Source organism: Flavobacteriales bacterium, assembly GCA_016124845.1.
GTDB lineage: Bacteria > Bacteroidota > Bacteroidia > UBA10329 > UBA10329 > UBA10329.
On record WGMW01000028.1, the window covers coordinates 15,480 to 30,912 of the forward strand.

Annotated in this window: 18 protein-coding genes; 5 read left to right on the top strand and 13 right to left on the bottom strand. The window is 49.0% G+C overall.

Annotated features, from left to right (window positions below):
• Window positions 1–38: 38 nt before the first annotated feature.
• From GC178_11105 to mscL, 5 genes are all read right to left on the bottom strand, one after another.
• Complete coding sequence (locus tag GC178_11105) at window positions 39–830, bottom strand: hypothetical protein (protein ID MBI1288109.1); 792 nt, start codon at window positions 828–830, stop codon at window positions 39–41.
• Window positions 692–1,585, bottom strand: a complete 894-nt coding sequence (gene hemC / locus GC178_11110) for a hydroxymethylbilane synthase (GenBank protein MBI1288110.1) — start codon at window positions 1,583–1,585, stop codon at window positions 692–694. The genes GC178_11105 and hemC overlap by 139 nt, the downstream gene beginning before the upstream one ends.
• 107 nt (window positions 1,586–1,692) lie before the next feature.
• Window positions 1,693–2,916, bottom strand: coding sequence for a glutamyl-tRNA reductase (hemA, locus tag GC178_11115; protein ID MBI1288111.1), 1,224 nt, complete (start codon window positions 2,914–2,916; stop codon window positions 1,693–1,695).
• Between the two features lie 71 nt (window positions 2,917–2,987).
• The gene (locus GC178_11120; GenBank protein ID MBI1288112.1) at window positions 2,988–3,707 is read right to left on the bottom strand and encodes a hypothetical protein; all 720 of its coding nucleotides are present in this window, start codon (window positions 3,705–3,707) and stop codon (window positions 2,988–2,990) included.
• A 90-nt stretch (window positions 3,708–3,797) separates the two neighbouring features.
• Window positions 3,798–4,217, bottom strand: coding sequence for a large-conductance mechanosensitive channel protein MscL (mscL, locus tag GC178_11125; GenBank protein MBI1288113.1), 420 nt, complete (start codon window positions 4,215–4,217; stop codon window positions 3,798–3,800).
• Between the two features lie 96 nt (window positions 4,218–4,313).
• On the opposite strand from mscL, the gene GC178_11130 reads away from it, so the two are divergent.
• Together GC178_11130 and GC178_11135 are read left to right on the top strand one after the other, a co-directional pair.
• Entirely contained in the window at window positions 4,314–5,522 is a 1,209-nt protein-coding gene (locus GC178_11130) for a DUF4105 domain-containing protein (GenBank protein MBI1288114.1), read from the top strand.
• A 52-nt stretch (window positions 5,523–5,574) separates the two neighbouring features.
• Window positions 5,575–5,964 carry a hypothetical protein gene (locus GC178_11135; GenBank protein MBI1288115.1) on the top strand — a complete coding sequence of 130 codons (390 nt, stop codon included), beginning with the start codon at window positions 5,575–5,577 and terminating at the stop codon, window positions 5,962–5,964.
• Here the strand turns inward: GC178_11135 and GC178_11140 are convergent.
• Genes GC178_11140 through GC178_11150 form a run of 3 tightly spaced genes read right to left on the bottom strand, consistent with a single transcriptional unit; the run spans window position 5,945 to window position 7,675 of the window.
• Window positions 5,945–6,334 (bottom strand): sec-independent protein translocase TatC, encoded by a 390-nt coding sequence (locus tag GC178_11140; GenBank protein ID MBI1288116.1) that lies wholly within the window; start codon window positions 6,332–6,334, stop codon window positions 5,945–5,947. The two genes, GC178_11135 and GC178_11140, sit on opposite strands and share 20 nt — an antisense overlap.
• A 1-nt stretch (window position 6,335) precedes the next feature.
• On the bottom strand, window positions 6,336–6,800 hold the full coding sequence (locus GC178_11145; protein MBI1288117.1) for a hypothetical protein: 465 nt from the start codon (window positions 6,798–6,800) through the stop codon (window positions 6,336–6,338).
• 5 nt (window positions 6,801–6,805) lie between these two features.
• Window positions 6,806–7,675, bottom strand: coding sequence for a hypothetical protein (locus tag GC178_11150; GenBank protein ID MBI1288118.1), 870 nt, complete (start codon window positions 7,673–7,675; stop codon window positions 6,806–6,808).
• A 357-nt stretch (window positions 7,676–8,032) separates the two neighbouring features.
• Between GC178_11150 and GC178_11155 the strand changes: the two genes are divergently transcribed.
• Window positions 8,033–8,704, top strand: a complete 672-nt coding sequence (locus GC178_11155; GenBank protein MBI1288119.1) for a hypothetical protein — start codon at window positions 8,033–8,035, stop codon at window positions 8,702–8,704.
• Between the two features lie 111 nt (window positions 8,705–8,815).
• Window positions 8,816–9,151, top strand: coding sequence for a hypothetical protein (locus GC178_11160; GenBank protein MBI1288120.1), 336 nt, complete (start codon window positions 8,816–8,818; stop codon window positions 9,149–9,151).
• On the opposite strand, the gene GC178_11165 is transcribed toward GC178_11160, so the two are convergent.
• Both GC178_11165 and GC178_11170 read right to left on the bottom strand, forming a co-directional pair.
• Window positions 9,152–9,496 (bottom strand): hypothetical protein, encoded by a 345-nt coding sequence (locus tag GC178_11165; GenBank protein ID MBI1288121.1) that lies wholly within the window; start codon window positions 9,494–9,496, stop codon window positions 9,152–9,154.
• Between the two features lie 85 nt (window positions 9,497–9,581).
• Window positions 9,582–12,752, bottom strand: a complete 3,171-nt coding sequence (locus GC178_11170; protein ID MBI1288122.1) for an AAA family ATPase — start codon at window positions 12,750–12,752, stop codon at window positions 9,582–9,584.
• Here GC178_11170 and GC178_11175 point away from each other — a divergent pair.
• A complete protein-coding gene (locus GC178_11175) occupies window positions 12,746–13,129 on the top strand; it encodes a hypothetical protein (GenBank protein MBI1288123.1) in 384 nt (127 codons plus the stop codon). The genes GC178_11170 and GC178_11175 overlap by 7 nt on opposite strands.
• Here GC178_11175 and GC178_11180 read toward each other — a convergent pair whose 3' ends face one another.
• From GC178_11180 to tnpA, 3 genes are all read right to left on the bottom strand, one after another.
• Complete coding sequence (locus GC178_11180; GenBank protein ID MBI1288124.1) at window positions 13,130–14,062, bottom strand: glycerophosphodiester phosphodiesterase; 933 nt, start codon at window positions 14,060–14,062, stop codon at window positions 13,130–13,132.
• 32 nt (window positions 14,063–14,094) lie between these two features.
• On the bottom strand, window positions 14,095–14,496 hold the full coding sequence (locus GC178_11185) for an aminoacyl-tRNA hydrolase (protein ID MBI1288125.1): 402 nt from the start codon (window positions 14,494–14,496) through the stop codon (window positions 14,095–14,097).
• Window positions 14,497–14,987: 491 nt separating this feature from the next.
• Window positions 14,988–15,433 (bottom strand): IS200/IS605 family transposase (gene tnpA / locus GC178_11190; protein ID MBI1288126.1); only part of this gene is annotated, 446 nt, incomplete at its 5' end.

The following is a 15,433-nucleotide window of genomic DNA, read 5'->3' on the forward strand; positions in this document are numbered from 1 at the left end:
ATTGTGTCGTTTTCGGGTATTCCCAAACCGAAACCTGCCTACATTCTGCGCAGCAGCGCCACCACATGCTCTTCGGTAGGAGCGGAGGGAATGCGCACGTTCTCAACGCCCTGCTGGTGTAGGAATTCGGCTGTGGTGTGGCCAATGGCAATCACGGTTTTACCTTCCAGCTTAGCGCAGTTCATGTAGCCCCGCGCATTGGACGGACTGGTAAGGAACACCACTTCGGTAGCGGGAATGCTTGCTTCGGTTTCGGAAACCGTGCGGTAAATGGGCAGGAAATGCACCTGATGCTGTGGCAGTTCGGAACGTAGTTTCTCGGAACCACCTTCGGCCCCGCAGAACAGTACACTCTTGTTGCCCAACACGGGTACGAAATGCGTTCCCACTTCGTGCATATTGCCGGATGCGCCAACGAACGCAGGTTCGTACCCGAACGACCGGACGGTTGCGGCCGTGGCTTCGCCCACTACACCAATGCGAGTGCCTTGCGGAGGTTGCCAACTTTCGAGCAGCAACTTGGCGCCATTGGAACTGGAAAGGAAGATCCAATCGTACTCGTTCTCAATGTGAAACGGAATGGGCTCAATGCGGATGAGCGAACGGTGATAAACCTCCCAGTTGTGCTCGGTGAGGTAGGCGAGGAGGTGGCTGTCTTCGGCCAGTTGCCTCGATATGAAAATGGAGCGTTTCACCCCTTGAGTTCTGCGACTGCCCGCTGCGCCAGTTCTTCTACATCGGTTCCGGAAAGTTCCGCTATGCGAACGGGCTTGTCCCACGCATCGGCCACACAGGCTTTTACGGTGAGGGTGCCGCTGTTCTCTTCGCAATAAGCGCCCAACGGCATTTGGCATCCACCCTCGAACAGGTTCAGGATTCTGCGTTCCACACCGATTCTTCGGGCAACGGTGGCATCGTTCAAATCAGAAAGAATGTCGGCAAGGTCCGTGTCCGTTTCGCGTATCTGTAGTCCCAGAACGCCCTGTGCAGGCGCTGGAATGAACTCCTTCGGGTCGAGTTTCAGCACGTGGAATTCCGATAGGTTGAGTTGCAGACGCTCCACACCGGCAGCCGCCAGCATGATGGCATCATACTGTCCTTCGCGAAGCTTGTTGATGCGCGTTGGAACGTTTCCGCGCAGGTCTTTAATCTCAATATCGGCTCGGTGGTGCAGCAATTGCGATTTCCTACGGGCAGAAGAAGTACCGACAACTGGGTTGGCGATCATTTCCAATTTCTGGGAAGCATCCACTTTCTCCTTACGGATGAGCAACAGGTCAGATGGGTCTTCGCGCTCCGAGACCGAAGCAATGATCAGTCCTTCGGGATGCTCGGTGGGAAGATCCTTGTGCGAATGCACTGCCAGATCGATCTCGCCATCCAGCAGTTTCTCTTCCAATTCCTTGGTAAAGAAACCCTTGCCTTCCATCTTATCGAAACTCAGGTGCTGGATCTTGTCGCCCTGCGTCTTAATGATCTTGATCTCCACTTCATGGCCCAACGCCTGCAATCTGCCTTCAACATGATGTGCCTGCCACAGGGCCAGGTCGCTACCGCGCGATCCTATGATGATTTTTCTGCTCATTTTTCAGATAAAATTTTACTCGCCACAGATTCACGGTTTTACACTGATTTCACAGAATAAATAATCTTGTAATCTGAGAAAATCTGTGCATCTGTGGCTATTTCATGTTAACCTTTCAACATGATCTCTTTGGCCATTTTCATCGGCACACTGATGTATTTCTTCTCCATGTAATCCATCATCTTCTCCAGCACTTCGCGCGATTGCGGATCCATCTGTTCCAGTTCTTTCTGGAAGACCTGCGTTACCGCGCGTTCGCGGATGTCTTTCACCACCTTCGGTATCTCGCGCATCGAGATCTCGATCTGCCGTTCGCGCAGCAATTGCTCAAACTCGCTGATGCGGTCGGTGATGAGCCGCTTGCAGACTTCCAACTCCTTTTGGCGCTGTTCGAGGTTCTTGCGCGCCTGTTCCTTCAGGTTTTCGATGCCGATGTACAGCACGTTATTCTTGCGCAGCACTTCCTGCTCAAGGTCGGATGGCACGGCAAGGTCAACGATCACCTTTTGCCTGAGGTCGTTTCCGATAAGTTGCCTGTATAGGCGGTTATTGATGATGGGTTGCGAAGCGCCTGTACAGGTGATGAGGATATCGAACGGCTCGTTGAAATCCTTCAGTTCGCTCAATGGCTTGGCCGTTCCTTTAAGCGTTGCGGCCAGTTCTTCCGCTTTGCTCAGCGTACGGTTGAAAACCGTCACCTTTCCAAAAGGGGCTTTCTTCAAATACAGCCCCATGGTTTGGTTGGTCTGTCCCGCACCTACCATGACGATATGTGGCGGATGATCGATCTCCGCTTCACGCATCTGGCGGTACGCCAACGATACCACTGAAACAGGATTCTGAGCGATCTGCGTCTGCGTGTAAACCTGCTTGGCCGTTTCAATGGCCGAACGCACAAGCAGTCGGAAACGGTCGCCAGTCAATCCCAACTTGTGGCATTTCTCGTACGCTTCGCGCACTTGCGTGATGATCTCGCGCTCGCCCACCACCAACGAGTCGATACTGCTCGACACGTAAAACAGATGTTGCAGCGAACGCAACCCTTCGAACGTTCGGCTGTGGTTGGCTGCCCATTCAATATCGCCATTTGCCCATTCGGGATTGAACGCCTGAAAGAACCGCTTACGGAAATCCTCGTTCAATTCCTGCTCCGAAACCACCATGAACTCCACACGGTTGCAGGTGGAGAGGTAAAGCAGCTCATCCAACTGCAATTCTTCTTTCAATCGAGAAAGTCTTTCCTTCAGGTCATCGTCCTCAATATGCAGCCGCCCGATGTCTTTCAGGTCGGTGGTCTTGTGCGTAAAGGCGATGGTTTTGAAAAGCTCCATGAAGCGGTTTGACTTCGCAGCGCGAAGATCGCTCAGCGTTCTGTTTGGTATGTCATGGAACTGTCAGGGAATCAGAACTTGATGGGATGTCGTTCGTTGAACTTTCGGAGAAACTCAAGTTGAACCGATTCTGAGTTTTTGTTTTTGGTCTTTCTATATTCTTGATAAAGCTCTTTGTCCCACTTGTTAAACTTGTCTTTTAGGAGCAGGGTGCTGATGGATGCAATATCTCCCGTCATGTAATCAAGGACAAACCATTTGTTCACCGACCTTACCATTCCTCCAAAGCCAGGTGAGAATGTAGGGGCGCCACCGGCTCCTCCGGCCATCCAAGAACCACTGTTTTGGTGATACCTCAGTTCAGAAACATGAATAAGTGTCAGGTGTCCCCATTCGGTAATGGGATGGAATCTCCAGAATCCGATGTAAACAGTATCGTTCTTACAATAACCGAAATACCTACTGCCAAATGGCGGATGCCTGAGCGGCTTGGTCTCAAGTTCTGATTCCACACAGTCTATGTAATCCAGTGCGCTGTTTCCGAATCCTCCGAACACACCGGAATTCTCATCTTCGGCAGTACTGATCTCGGCCGGAAGAATGGTAAACGAATCGGTATAGAACGGTTCGTTCCTCCTGAACTCGTCAAACGTTTGGTAAATGCCCTCCACTTTGTGTTTGGCATTGATGATGGAGACTTTTTCTACCGTGACCGAATCTACCTGAGCATGGACCTGCATGCTGCAAAACAACAGCGCAACGGCAAGGGCAATGAAGGAGTAACGAAGCATCGCCCAAAGTTACAACGCTCAGTTGAAATTGTAACATAAAAAAGCCGTGACACGGTGGTGCCACGGCTGCTGTCAAACATCGATCTGCAGTTATTTTTTCAGCAGATCGCGAATCTCTGTAAGAAGTATTTCCTCTTTGGTTGGTGCTGGCGGAGCCGGTGGTGCGGCAGGAGCGGCTTCTTCCTTCTTCTTGGCGGCATTCATGGCCTTCACCATCAAGAAGATTGCAAATGCGATGATGATGAAATCAAACGTCACCTGAATGAAGTTACCGTAGTTGATAGACACAGCGGCAGCCGTTTCTGCGCCTTGGGCATCAAGCACGGCATCGCGCAGCACGATCTTCAGGTCTTTGAAATTGACACCACCGATGAGAATTCCCAGCGGAGGCATGAGAACATCGGCCACAAACGAAGCAACAATCTTACCGAACGCACCACCGATAATGATACCGATGGCCATGTCCATAACGTTGCCTTTCATTGCAAATTCTTTGAATTCCTTTAGCATGATCTTGAAGTTTAAAGGGTTAACAGGTACAAGATATGCAGATGGCAGATTCCAAAATGTCAATTCATTTGAGAAGTTATCAGCACAATACAGAGTATGTATTTTTGGCAGATGCTACGATGCTTCATATTCATTTTTCTTCTTCCGTTCGCAAGTTTTGCACAGATGGGTTTTTCGCTTTCCGAAGCGAGCCAGGTGAGTTTGGTTACCTGCGGACCAGGCGAGGAACTGTATGAGGCATTCGGCCACACGGCCATCCGCATTCACGATCCCGCAGTTGGTTTCGATGCCGTTTACAACTACGGCACCTTCGATTTCGACCAGCCCAATTTCTATTGGAACTTCGTTCAGGGGCGGTCCATGTACATGCTGGCGGTGAACCGCTATGAAGATTTCGTCCGAGCTTACGAGTATTACAACCGCTCGGTGCGTGAACAGTTTCTGAACATGACCTTGGCCGAAAAACAGGCACTGTTTGATAAGCTGACATGGAACGCCAAGAAGGAGAATCGCGAATACCTCTACGATTACTTTTTCGACAATTGCTCCACGCGGCCGCGCGACATTATTATGGATGCGATGGGCGGAACGGTGGAGTTCGATACGACCTACTTGGGGAGTGATCGTCTCTCCATCCGCCAACTAACCGACCTTTACATTGCTCGGGAACAGCCGTGGGGCGATCTGGGCATCGATCTCTGTCTCGGAGCGCGTATTGACAAACCCGCTACCGCCATGCAATACATGTACTTGCCAGAGAAGTTGGAAGAGGCCTTCGACCATGCGTATGTGGTTCGCGGTGGAGAAAGCCAACCATTGGTGGAGGCCAAACAGATCACTTTCAAGGCATCGCCTGAAGTGAAGGAGAAAAGTTGGTTTGTGCCGCAGGTCGTGTTTGTGGCGTTTCTACTTATCAGCGCGGTTTTCGTCACCATTTTCCGATTTGCAGGGCGTTCCACACGCATTTTCGATGGTGTGGTTTTCATGCTCACCAGTTTCTTTGGTTGGAACGGCATCTTCCTGTGGTTCTTCACCAACCATTTCTCGGCCGATTACAATTGGAACATCCTCTGGGCATTGCCCACCAACGCCATTTTCGGTTATGCGCTTCTCAAAAAGAACCGCCCCAAATGGACGCGACCATATTCGCTGTTCCTCATTGTCCTGTACGCAGGGCTATTGGTAGGATGGAATTACCTGCCGCAGATGCTGCACCCTTCTCTCCGTTTTATCGTTATTCTGCTGCTTTATTTGGCAGTTGGGGTTTTCCGCCAAAGTGGCCCGCAAATACGCAGAACAGCGTAGTTGGAGATTCCTGTTTCAGAATTCCTTTGCTACAACCCTTAAACTCAGGATCATGAAAGCAAAGTATCTTTTTGTAGCGGCCATCACCACATTTTCTGCATGCAAGAAAGACGAGGTGGAAAAAGTGTTCACAACGCTGTTTGGCAATGGAGCGCTCACCGTTTCGGACTGTGCAGAATTGAGCAGCCTCACTTCTCCAACGGGAACGGCCTCCACCTATCTCTTTTTCGATAATCAGAGTGGTGAGACCGTGAAGATCTATTGGAAAAACTACAGCAGCGGATTGACACTTTACAGCACGCTGGATGATGGTGAAACCCACTTGCAGCAGACCTACGTTTCGCACGTCTGGTACATTACAGATGCCAGCGAAAACTGCCTGACGGTACTTGCGGCTGCCCAGCCTGCAACAACCGACACGGTCACCTTTGTGAAGCAGTAGCGACTTTTATCTGCATTACGGTGGCAATGCTCAACGCACGTTCCTTGGCCAAATGCGCCTTAGGACCTGCAAACCGCGCATCCACCGTTCGGTTGAAATGCATGAGCCACGTATCAAAATGCTCTTTCTTGAGCGCTGATTTCCGATGAAGGTCCATGTGCACGCGCATCGGGTTTCCGTTGTAATTGTTGGTGCCGAGCAGTTGATCTTCCCAAAAGTCGGATAGCCTTGGGAGGTGTTCTTCCAGATCGAGTTTGGCCACATCTGTAAAGAGGAAACTGACCACTTCATCTTTCAGCAGCAGTTCGTAGAAATCCTGCATCAATTGCTCGATGTCGGCCCGTGTGGCGATGTCGTGTCTTTCATCCATGTCAGAGTTCATTCAAACCATCAAAAAGGACCTTCTTGTTTTGGAGTTCTCCTGAATCCAGTTTTTCGAGAAGTGCAAGAATAGCGTTCTCGTAATCGGTAAAGAATGACCTTGGACATAGCTGGAGGCGGTTTTCCGAATCGAACGCCAAATGGTTGTCAGCATCTGTGACTACCACAATGGAAGTGGCAGGCAACATGCAATGCGCCATGTGGCTACGCAATTGACTGTAAAGGTCCAATCGGTTGTTTGCCTCTGAATACGGCTTTGGAAACAACTTTCTCAGGGTAAACTGAAAACGCTTTTTGCCTTGTCCTTTGGCTTTGAAGGGCTTGTCATCAAGCAATGCTCCGGCCGTTTCCATACCTTGCACAATGGCCAATAAAAGATGAAGCGGCACATTGGCCGCTTCCATCTTCTTTACTTCCTCCAGCAGGAATTTCTGTGCGAAATCTCGTGCTTCCAAACCGATCAATTGGTTACGATGACCAGCACTTTGGAGTTCTGCCAGAATTCGGTCGGGTCGGAGATGACGAGTTTGGTCACTTTCTTTCCTTCCTCCACAAATTCGTAGCTGTGTTTTGGATGTGAGGTTACCAGTTCCGCCTTCTTGGTGTCCAACGGAATTTCGGTCACTTCCAAAATGTTGATCTCGGTCAGGTCTTCCAAGTTCATGTCTTCCGACACCACTTTCACGCCACCCAATCCAAGGAATGCGCCTTCCTTGTCGATGATGTTCTTGGCACGCAGATCCTTCACAGAACCAGATGTCCAGAACCCTTTCTGCATCTCAGCTTCTTTCTCTTGTAGAGCCTGATTCTTCTCTTGGATCACCTGCACCCTGCGTTCATTTTCCATCGCCAATCGGTCCACGCTGCTCATCAACTTGTCAATATAAATATTGGCTTCGGTCAGACCTTCTTTCAGCATGGCTATCTCCTCATCTTTCTTCTTGATGTCCTCTTTCAGTTGCGCGATGAGCGTTTTCAACTTATCGGAAGCAATGGAACTCTGCTGCACTTTTTTCTCCAAGGTTTCCAGCTGGTCGTTGGTGCGCTTCATCCGTTCGTAGATCAGCATCATATCGTTCACGATCGCATCTTCTGCCGATTCGTTCGTTTCAACAGAAATTGCCCGTGCGGTCACAATTCCTTCCAATTCCTTAATGCTGTCCAAGTTCGATTGGATGTTGCTCAATGAGGTGATGAAAGCATCGATGTCCTGATCTTTCTGCTCCGATTGCTGTTGCAACTCCGCTACTTTCTGCTCCAGTTCTTTTTCGCGCTGGTCGCAAGATGCAAATAGAATGACCGATGCGAGGATGATGGCTGTCTTTTTCATATCGTTTGGTTTTGAGGGGTTGAAAGTAGAACAATTCAAAGTTAGCGTTCGCTGACAATTGTCACGCATGTTTCCATAATCGATGCTCATCTGTTCAACAGGTTTCAGCAACTATTAATTCTGTTTCTTCCTTCAAACGCAACCATGGAGCAATGCTTGTTCAAAAGGCAAAACCTCACATATTTTAACAGCTTCGCAACAAGTTGTGTGGTGCTTCTTCGACTTTCGCATGATAGTTGATTACCTTCGCCCTGAATCAAAACCACAAACACAACTATGAAATTTTTGAATCGAATTTTTCCCGCACTGTTTCTCATCGCAATCGCTATTTCCGCCTCGGCTCAGGTAATTGGCGGCATGAATTACAAGTTGGAAAAACTGTTCATGGAAGAGAAATATGAGGACGTTGCCTACAAGGCAGAGAAGATGCTGGATGACGACAAGTACAAGAAAGACCCGGAGATCTATCTCTACGCATCAATGGGCTGGTACATGATCAGCCAGATGAACGATGAGAAGATGGAAGAGGAATATCCGAATGCGTTGCGCGATGCTTTCAAATATGCTGCCCGCTTTTACAAGAAGGACAAGGAAGGAACTTGGGTGGAAGACAATTCCGACTATTTCGATGATCTGGCCAAGGCCGGAATTGCAGATGCTGCGCAGTACATTGATGACGACCGTAAACGAAGAAATGCAGTTTCGACCTATAAGTACATGACCAAGGCGATGCCAGATGATTACAATGTGCTGTTCTTTAAGGGTGTTTTGGAAAACCTCAACAGAAACTCTGGTCAGGCAGAGCGCGATATTCAGCAGGCCATGACAGGATTGATACCGCTTTACGAAGACCCGAAATACCGTCCGAGCAAGGCCACGGCCCCCGTTTTGGAAGATGGATTGCTTCGTTGGACCGATGCGTTGATGGAACAGAACTACGCAGATTCTGCCAAGAAGACCATCAATTGGGCCTTGAAGTGGTTCCCAGAAAGTGAGAAAGTGAAGGCCAAGGCAGAAACGCTGAAATAGGTTCATGGCGGCATTTTGGCCGTTGACAGAAGGTTTAAAGCCGTTAGTCCAAAACTTGGACTGACGGCTTTTTTCTTGGCTAATTTCATGTGGAAATTCTCACTCAGACACATGAAGACACTCCGTAAAGAACTCTTTCAGGAAAATGACCGATTGATCAGCAAAGGAGACAGCTTGGGTTACAGAAGAGTTTACCGCGATGGCATTATTGTGCTACAGAACATGGGTGAAGAAGAGTCAAAACTCTTGGCACTTTGGATGACCGACATTCATAATTACAAAGGAGAAACCCAGTTTGTGGTGAGTTTGAAACCTGGCGAAATGCTGGAATTTGATGCACCGCGCGATGGCCGTGTCGATCAATTTCTCGACATGTTGGTTTTGGATCACATTGCGGGCAGCGATGTGATGGTGACATGCGCTGTGCCGAGCGAAAACCTCAACTGATCACTTCGGGTCGTATTCGTAAAGTCGTATCTCCGACCTGCAGACCTTGAATCGCATCCTTTCTTTTTCCGATTCCAACTGATATTCCTTGCACGGAACATCACGCACAACGCTTTCGTCAAATTTCACATCGCACGCTTTGATGTGCTGTACGAGCAGCGAATCTGCGAATGGAAGATGAACACCTGGGTCGATGACGACCGAATCTACCGCCAATTCCTGCAACACACGACCGCTCGGTGTCCAAGCTGGAAAATCCCTACCGCGGATAAGCCAAACATAGACCAACATGCTGCCAAGCGCCACACCGAAAAGATAATACCCGAAACGTTGAAGAAAACTCATGCTATTTCAATTGATGGAACGAAAGTACGCAACCGCTATTCGGCCGCAGTATGAATTCAATCGAAAAATGCCCCCTTTGGGGGATTCAGGGGGCTTTCACCAGTTTTTCCGATTCAATGTAAACCAGCATACCTTCTACAGATTCAAATCCGAGTTCTGAAACGGCTTTCACATACTCTGAAAGCTGTCGGTGATGTTCGTTTCGTTCCTCACCCGTTTTGTAATCGATGACCCATGCTTGGCCGTGTTCGGTAACTACGCGGTCGGGCCGCAGCCATTCGCCCGAAGAAAGCTGAATGTCTGCTTCGTTCCGAACAGATTTTTCCGCTGCATAAAGCGGTGCGAGTTCAGGTCTTCCGATCAGGTTTCGGATATGATCGGAAATGCGTTGCGAATCAGTATCGCTGATACTTCCGTTCTCAACCAATTTCCGAACGGCTGATTCCACATCGTTTGCAGTAAAGATATTTGCCATTGCCTCGTGCACGGCAATACCCAATTGTCGTGCATCCAATTCCGAAAGGCGTGTTTCCGCATCCGCAATTGGTCGCGCGATTTTCAATCGTTGCCGCCAGTTCGGATCTCCTAACGATAGGAGTTTGAGATGGTCGAATTCGGCCGCTTGCAGTTCTTGCTTTGTTCGTTCACCGACTTGGAACTCCCACTCACTTTCGCTCATTTTTCCTGCATCGAGCAGATATTTTCGAATGAATTGGATGGCCGTTGATGGCTCGCGGTCTTTTTTCGCATCGGTTGCCAACTTTCCCGAAACGTACAATCGCTGCTTGGCACGGGTCAATGCTACATACATCTCGTTGTACGTGTCCATGGCAGCGTGTGCCTTTTCCAGTTCAAGGTCGGCTTCGAAAGGCGTGTTTTCGAGCGATTTGCTCATCGGCAATCGCAATCGGTCCAGCGGAGCAAATTCATCGTCTTGCAGATAAACCCACGAAGCACTTGTTTTACTGCGATTGTCGGGATAATCGGCAAACGGATGGATCACCACGGGATATTCCAACCCTTTGCTTTTGTGTATTGTGAGGATGCGAATCGAGTTCGGACTTTCGTCCAAGGCAATGGAAAGTTTCTCGCGTTTCTCCTTCCAATGTTCGAGAAAATCGGAGAGCGAACTGTTCTTCTTTTGGCCGAATGAAAGCACCTCATCCAAAAAGAAGGTAAGATTCGGTTCCCGAACATTTGGGAAAACTCCGTGCGAAAGCACGCTGAATAGCTGATAAGGCGTTTCAAAATTGAGTCGTTGCCAATCGATGTCTGGGAATTGTTCGCGAAGCAACTGCCCGATGAATTCGGTTTTCTTTCCGCCTTTGGTCTGCTGAAGTTCTGCCGCAAAATCCTGCGTTTCATTGCAGAGAGAAAGGTTGTGAAGCAGCTCCGCAATATTCACCGCATTGCTTGGGTCGTCAAGAAACGTGGCCACATTTACCAGCAGTTGCACGCGAGGCGAATTGTTGATCAGCAGCGATTCGTTGGAAACCACATCGTAGCCATGTTCCACCAGATCCAACGCAGTTTTAATGGCCTGTTTATTTGTTCGGAAGATGATGGAGATGTCGCCAGCAGAAAAACCATCGGCCAAGCATTCATCCACCCACGTTCTTATCTGCTCGAACACCATTTCATCATAATCTGCGCTGGTCAGGTCTTTCGCATCCCGTATCATGTGGATGTTCACCAGTCCATCGGTCGCCTTTTTGGGGATCTGCGCGGCCTTGTCGAACATGGTTGCAAGGTCTGCGGGCATATCTTTCTGAAGTTCTTCGAACAGCGAATTGTTGAAATTGACAACCGTTGGGCTCGATCGGAAATTGGAATCCAGTGTCATGCTCGACAATGCTGCGCCAAGACTTTTTTCCCGCTGCGCGAAAAGCTGCGCCATCTGCGGGTCACCGTCCAGTTTTTCCTCAAGATGAGGAGGTCTGTGAATCTTGGGCAGCTTCACAAATTGCTGTACATCGCCACCGCGCCAACGGTAAATGCTCTGCTTGGCATCGCCCACCACCAGACAGAGGTTGTCATGCGCCAGACTTTCGTCCACCAGCGGCAACAGATTGAACCATTGCAGAATGCTGGTGTCCTGAAACTCATCCACCAGAAAATGATGGTAGCGCGCCCCGATGCGTTCGTAAATGAACGGTGCCGATTCGGTCATCACCACATCGCTTATCAGGTGGTTGAACTCTCCGATATGCAGAATTTCTTCTTCGTGTTGCACTTCTTGCAGAATGCGATGCATCTCATCGAGCAGCGCCACCGCATAGATGCGATTGAAAACGATTTCGTAGTAATTGATCCGTGGGATTCGCTGTTCGCAGCGGTTGACCAGATCAGTGATGTTCGGTTTCAGCAGGTCGATGGATGTACGTTCCGTTTCCGAAATTTTGGAACCATAGAACTTGTCATTCGCTACCGTGTCGAGGGCGCGCTTTCCCGGGATTTCCAGGTTGCCGCTGGCAATTTTCTGGATGTAACTGAAGATTCCCGTCTTTCCATACGAGAAACTGGCTGCCGAAAGCCCTGAACTTTCGGCCTGTTTCAGAATCTCCCTTGCCAAATTGACGAGCGAGTTTTTCTCGCTCACAATTTTGGGGCGCACAGACTTCCGCAACGCGTGAAATTCATCCAGACCGATGTTGCACAGCTTCTCCAAATGGAACCGACTTTCCTCCGAAAAAAGCACACCGATGTACTCCTTGATCACGCCATCGATGTTCCATCCTTTCTCATCATCTGCTGCGGAGCGGATAAAATCCACCAGCACGTCCGTTAGCAGTTTTTCGGTACCGACCTTGCTCATCAGGTTTTCGAAAACCGCCTGTTTCAACACGTCTGTGTCCAGCTCCACCTCAAAGTTTACCGAAAGGCCGAGATCCTGCGCAAATGTTCGAATGATGCGGTGGCTGAAACGGTCGATGGTGCTGATGCTGAGGTCGGCATAATGATGCAGCATGTGCTTCAGCGTTTGCTTGGCCCGCAGTGCAATGGTTTCAACCGAGATCGCCAGTTCTTCCGAAAGCAGATCCGTCATCGTATCGTTCGGATTCCCTACCGAGATTTCTTGCAGCGCATTTATCACGCGCACTTTCATTTCCTCCGCGGCCTTGTTCGTGAATGTCACAGCCAAAATTCCGCGATAGTTGTCTGGACGGTCTGTAGAAAGGGCAATGCGCAGATATTCCTTCACCAGCGTGAAGGTTTTTCCCGATCCTGCAGATGAACGATAGATCTTAAATGGCATGGTGGGAAGGTAGGAATTTGTGGTTGGCGGTTGTTCCGATCGACTTACTTTCGGGCATGCGATGGAGTATTCCACTGATAATTCTTGCCAGTCTTCTGGGCGGCTGCAAAACAACCCACAAGTCGGTTGAGGAACCGGTACAGAAAGCAGAGGCTCCTATTCTGAAGTTTCCAGTAACGGTCAAATTCCGTTCGGAAGAAGCATTCAAACGCGGCATGTTCGAACTGGGTAGATTCCATGCGACCATTGGCTCGGAAATTTCTTCGGCCGAGCATATTTACCAATTGTTCCTCAGTTGCAGGGAATATGAGATCGATGGTATTGTTGAGAAGCTGAACGACAACCCGAATATCGAGTGGGCGAAACGCTCCGACTGATCACATCTTCAGCGTTAGTGCCACATCGGGATAATCGGTAATGATGCCGTCCACACCGAGTTCGAGCAATTGCACCATGTCTTCCTCTTCGTTCACCGTCCAAGGAATGATCTTGATACCGTTCTGATGACATGAACGCACCAGATTCCCGTTCACCAAATGGAAATTCGGGCTGTAGATGTCGGGTGTGAATCCGAGTTTTTCCAGATCTTTTTCAAAACCATCCGTTTCCGCAATCAGCAATGCCACTGGAATGGTTGAATCCAGTTTCTTCATGGCCTGCAAGGCGCGTACATCAAACGATTGGATGATGGTGCGGTCATGAATACCGCCCGCGTTCACCTGTTCCAGCACAAGTTCACAGAATTCCTTTGGTTCGGGATGATAGATATTGTCCCCTTCGGGAGTACTTTTTATCTCGATGTTGTACTTCAACGGTTCCACTTCCAACGCAGCTGCGCTGGCCTCCACCTCTTGAATTACCTCGCTTAACAACGGCTTGAACGTTGACATTTTCGCTTGCAAAGGGAAATCTGGATGAGGCTGACTTCCGCAGTTGTAATTGGTCACCTCATCGTAGGTCATATCGTAGATCTTCAGGTCTTTACCTTCGGGAACAGGTTTGTCGTCCAAACCCCAGCAGATGGTGGAGTTGATCCATGGTTCATGCGAAACCACAACCTTCTTGTCCTTGGTGATCACGGCATCCATTTCCAAAGTGTTCACCTGCAGCTCCACGGCCGCCAAAAAACCTTCGATACTGTTCTCAGGGTAAAGTCCGCGGGCACCGCGATGTCCTTCCAGATCGAAATCTGTTGAAATGGCTGACCCAGAATCCTCGGTCATTTGTTCAGCCGATGATTCTTCCTTGGTTTGAGGTTGGTTGCAGGCGAAAAACGCCAATAGTGACCAAAGCAGCACGGACTTTCTCATAATTCAAAGTTTGGCCATGAATTTAGAAAGCATCACGGTTTGAAACCACGTCTTTCTTTCTTTTCGGCCTGAAATCGTTTTTCCTTTAGCCGCTTCTCTTTCACGGCCTTCGGAATGGAGGTCGGTTTGCGCTTCGGAAGTTTCTTGAGGCCGCTTTCGAGCAGCACCAGCAACTTCTCCGTTGCAATTTCCTTGTTCTTGAATTGCGATCGACTTTCGCTCGAACTGACGATCAGTTCACCTTCGCTGTTCAGTTTCCTGCCCAACTTCGTTCGCAGCGTATGTTTCTGGGTTTCCGTCAACACTTCGGATGAACTCACATTGAAAATGGCTTCAACCCGCGTTTCAACCTTGTTCACATGCTGCCCGCCACTTCCTGAACTCCGTGAGGCGCGGTAGTACAACTCTTTTCGTATTTCTTCTTTGGGAAGCATGAGGCAAAGGTCTGAAATGCAAAGAAACCGATGCTCAGAAACGAGAACGGCTATTGAGCCATACACTTATGTCAAGGAAATTCTGCAAATTCCGTCTACCCAAAACAAGTTGTGATTCTAAAAATTCCAATTCAACATGCTCAGCTTTAGATGAACGGTCATTTCGTCAACAACCAAACATCATGACTCCAGCGGCTTTCTCGGAAATCAAGGAATGTACGATTGCAAACAAAGCGATTCAATCGTGCTTCCGGCCTCTCACACCCATGTCCTCCAACTCAAAAACCGAACTTTAAGAGAATCTCTGGCACCTCCTTACAGTCATAACCACCATTATCTAACAAAAAAACACCGTGTTGAATATTCAAGGGACCGAGAACATATTTTTTTCCTGAACCGGGATTTTAAACAGTTTTAAGCCAAAAGTTAGCTTTTTGTTCAAACCATAGGATTCGTCATGAAGTACCGATCGGAACTAAACTACCTCCGACTCAGGTCGGTGGGTTTGGGTCAATGTCCTCAAATGACGACTTCTTATCATCCGATATGGTGAGGTCACCGTCCGGTCTACTCACATCCTGGTTCTTGATGTACTCCATTATCACCTCATCCGTCACATTACCTGAATTGGCAGCAAAATAGCCCCTGCCCCAAAAATGTCTGCCCCAGTACTGCTCCGATATGGTCTTGAACTCACTCATCACCTTCCAACTGCTCTTTCCCTTCAGTTTCTTGACCAGATCGCTCACCGATAGATGGGGCGGTACCGATATGGACAGATGTACGTGGTCGAAGTATACATGGCCTTTGATGGTCTCCACATCATGCTGCTTGCATATCATTCTTATCAGTTCCCGGACCCGATGAGCAACCTCTCCAACAAGTACCTTCCTCCTATATTTGGTTATCCGCACAACATGATACTTCAGGTCATATA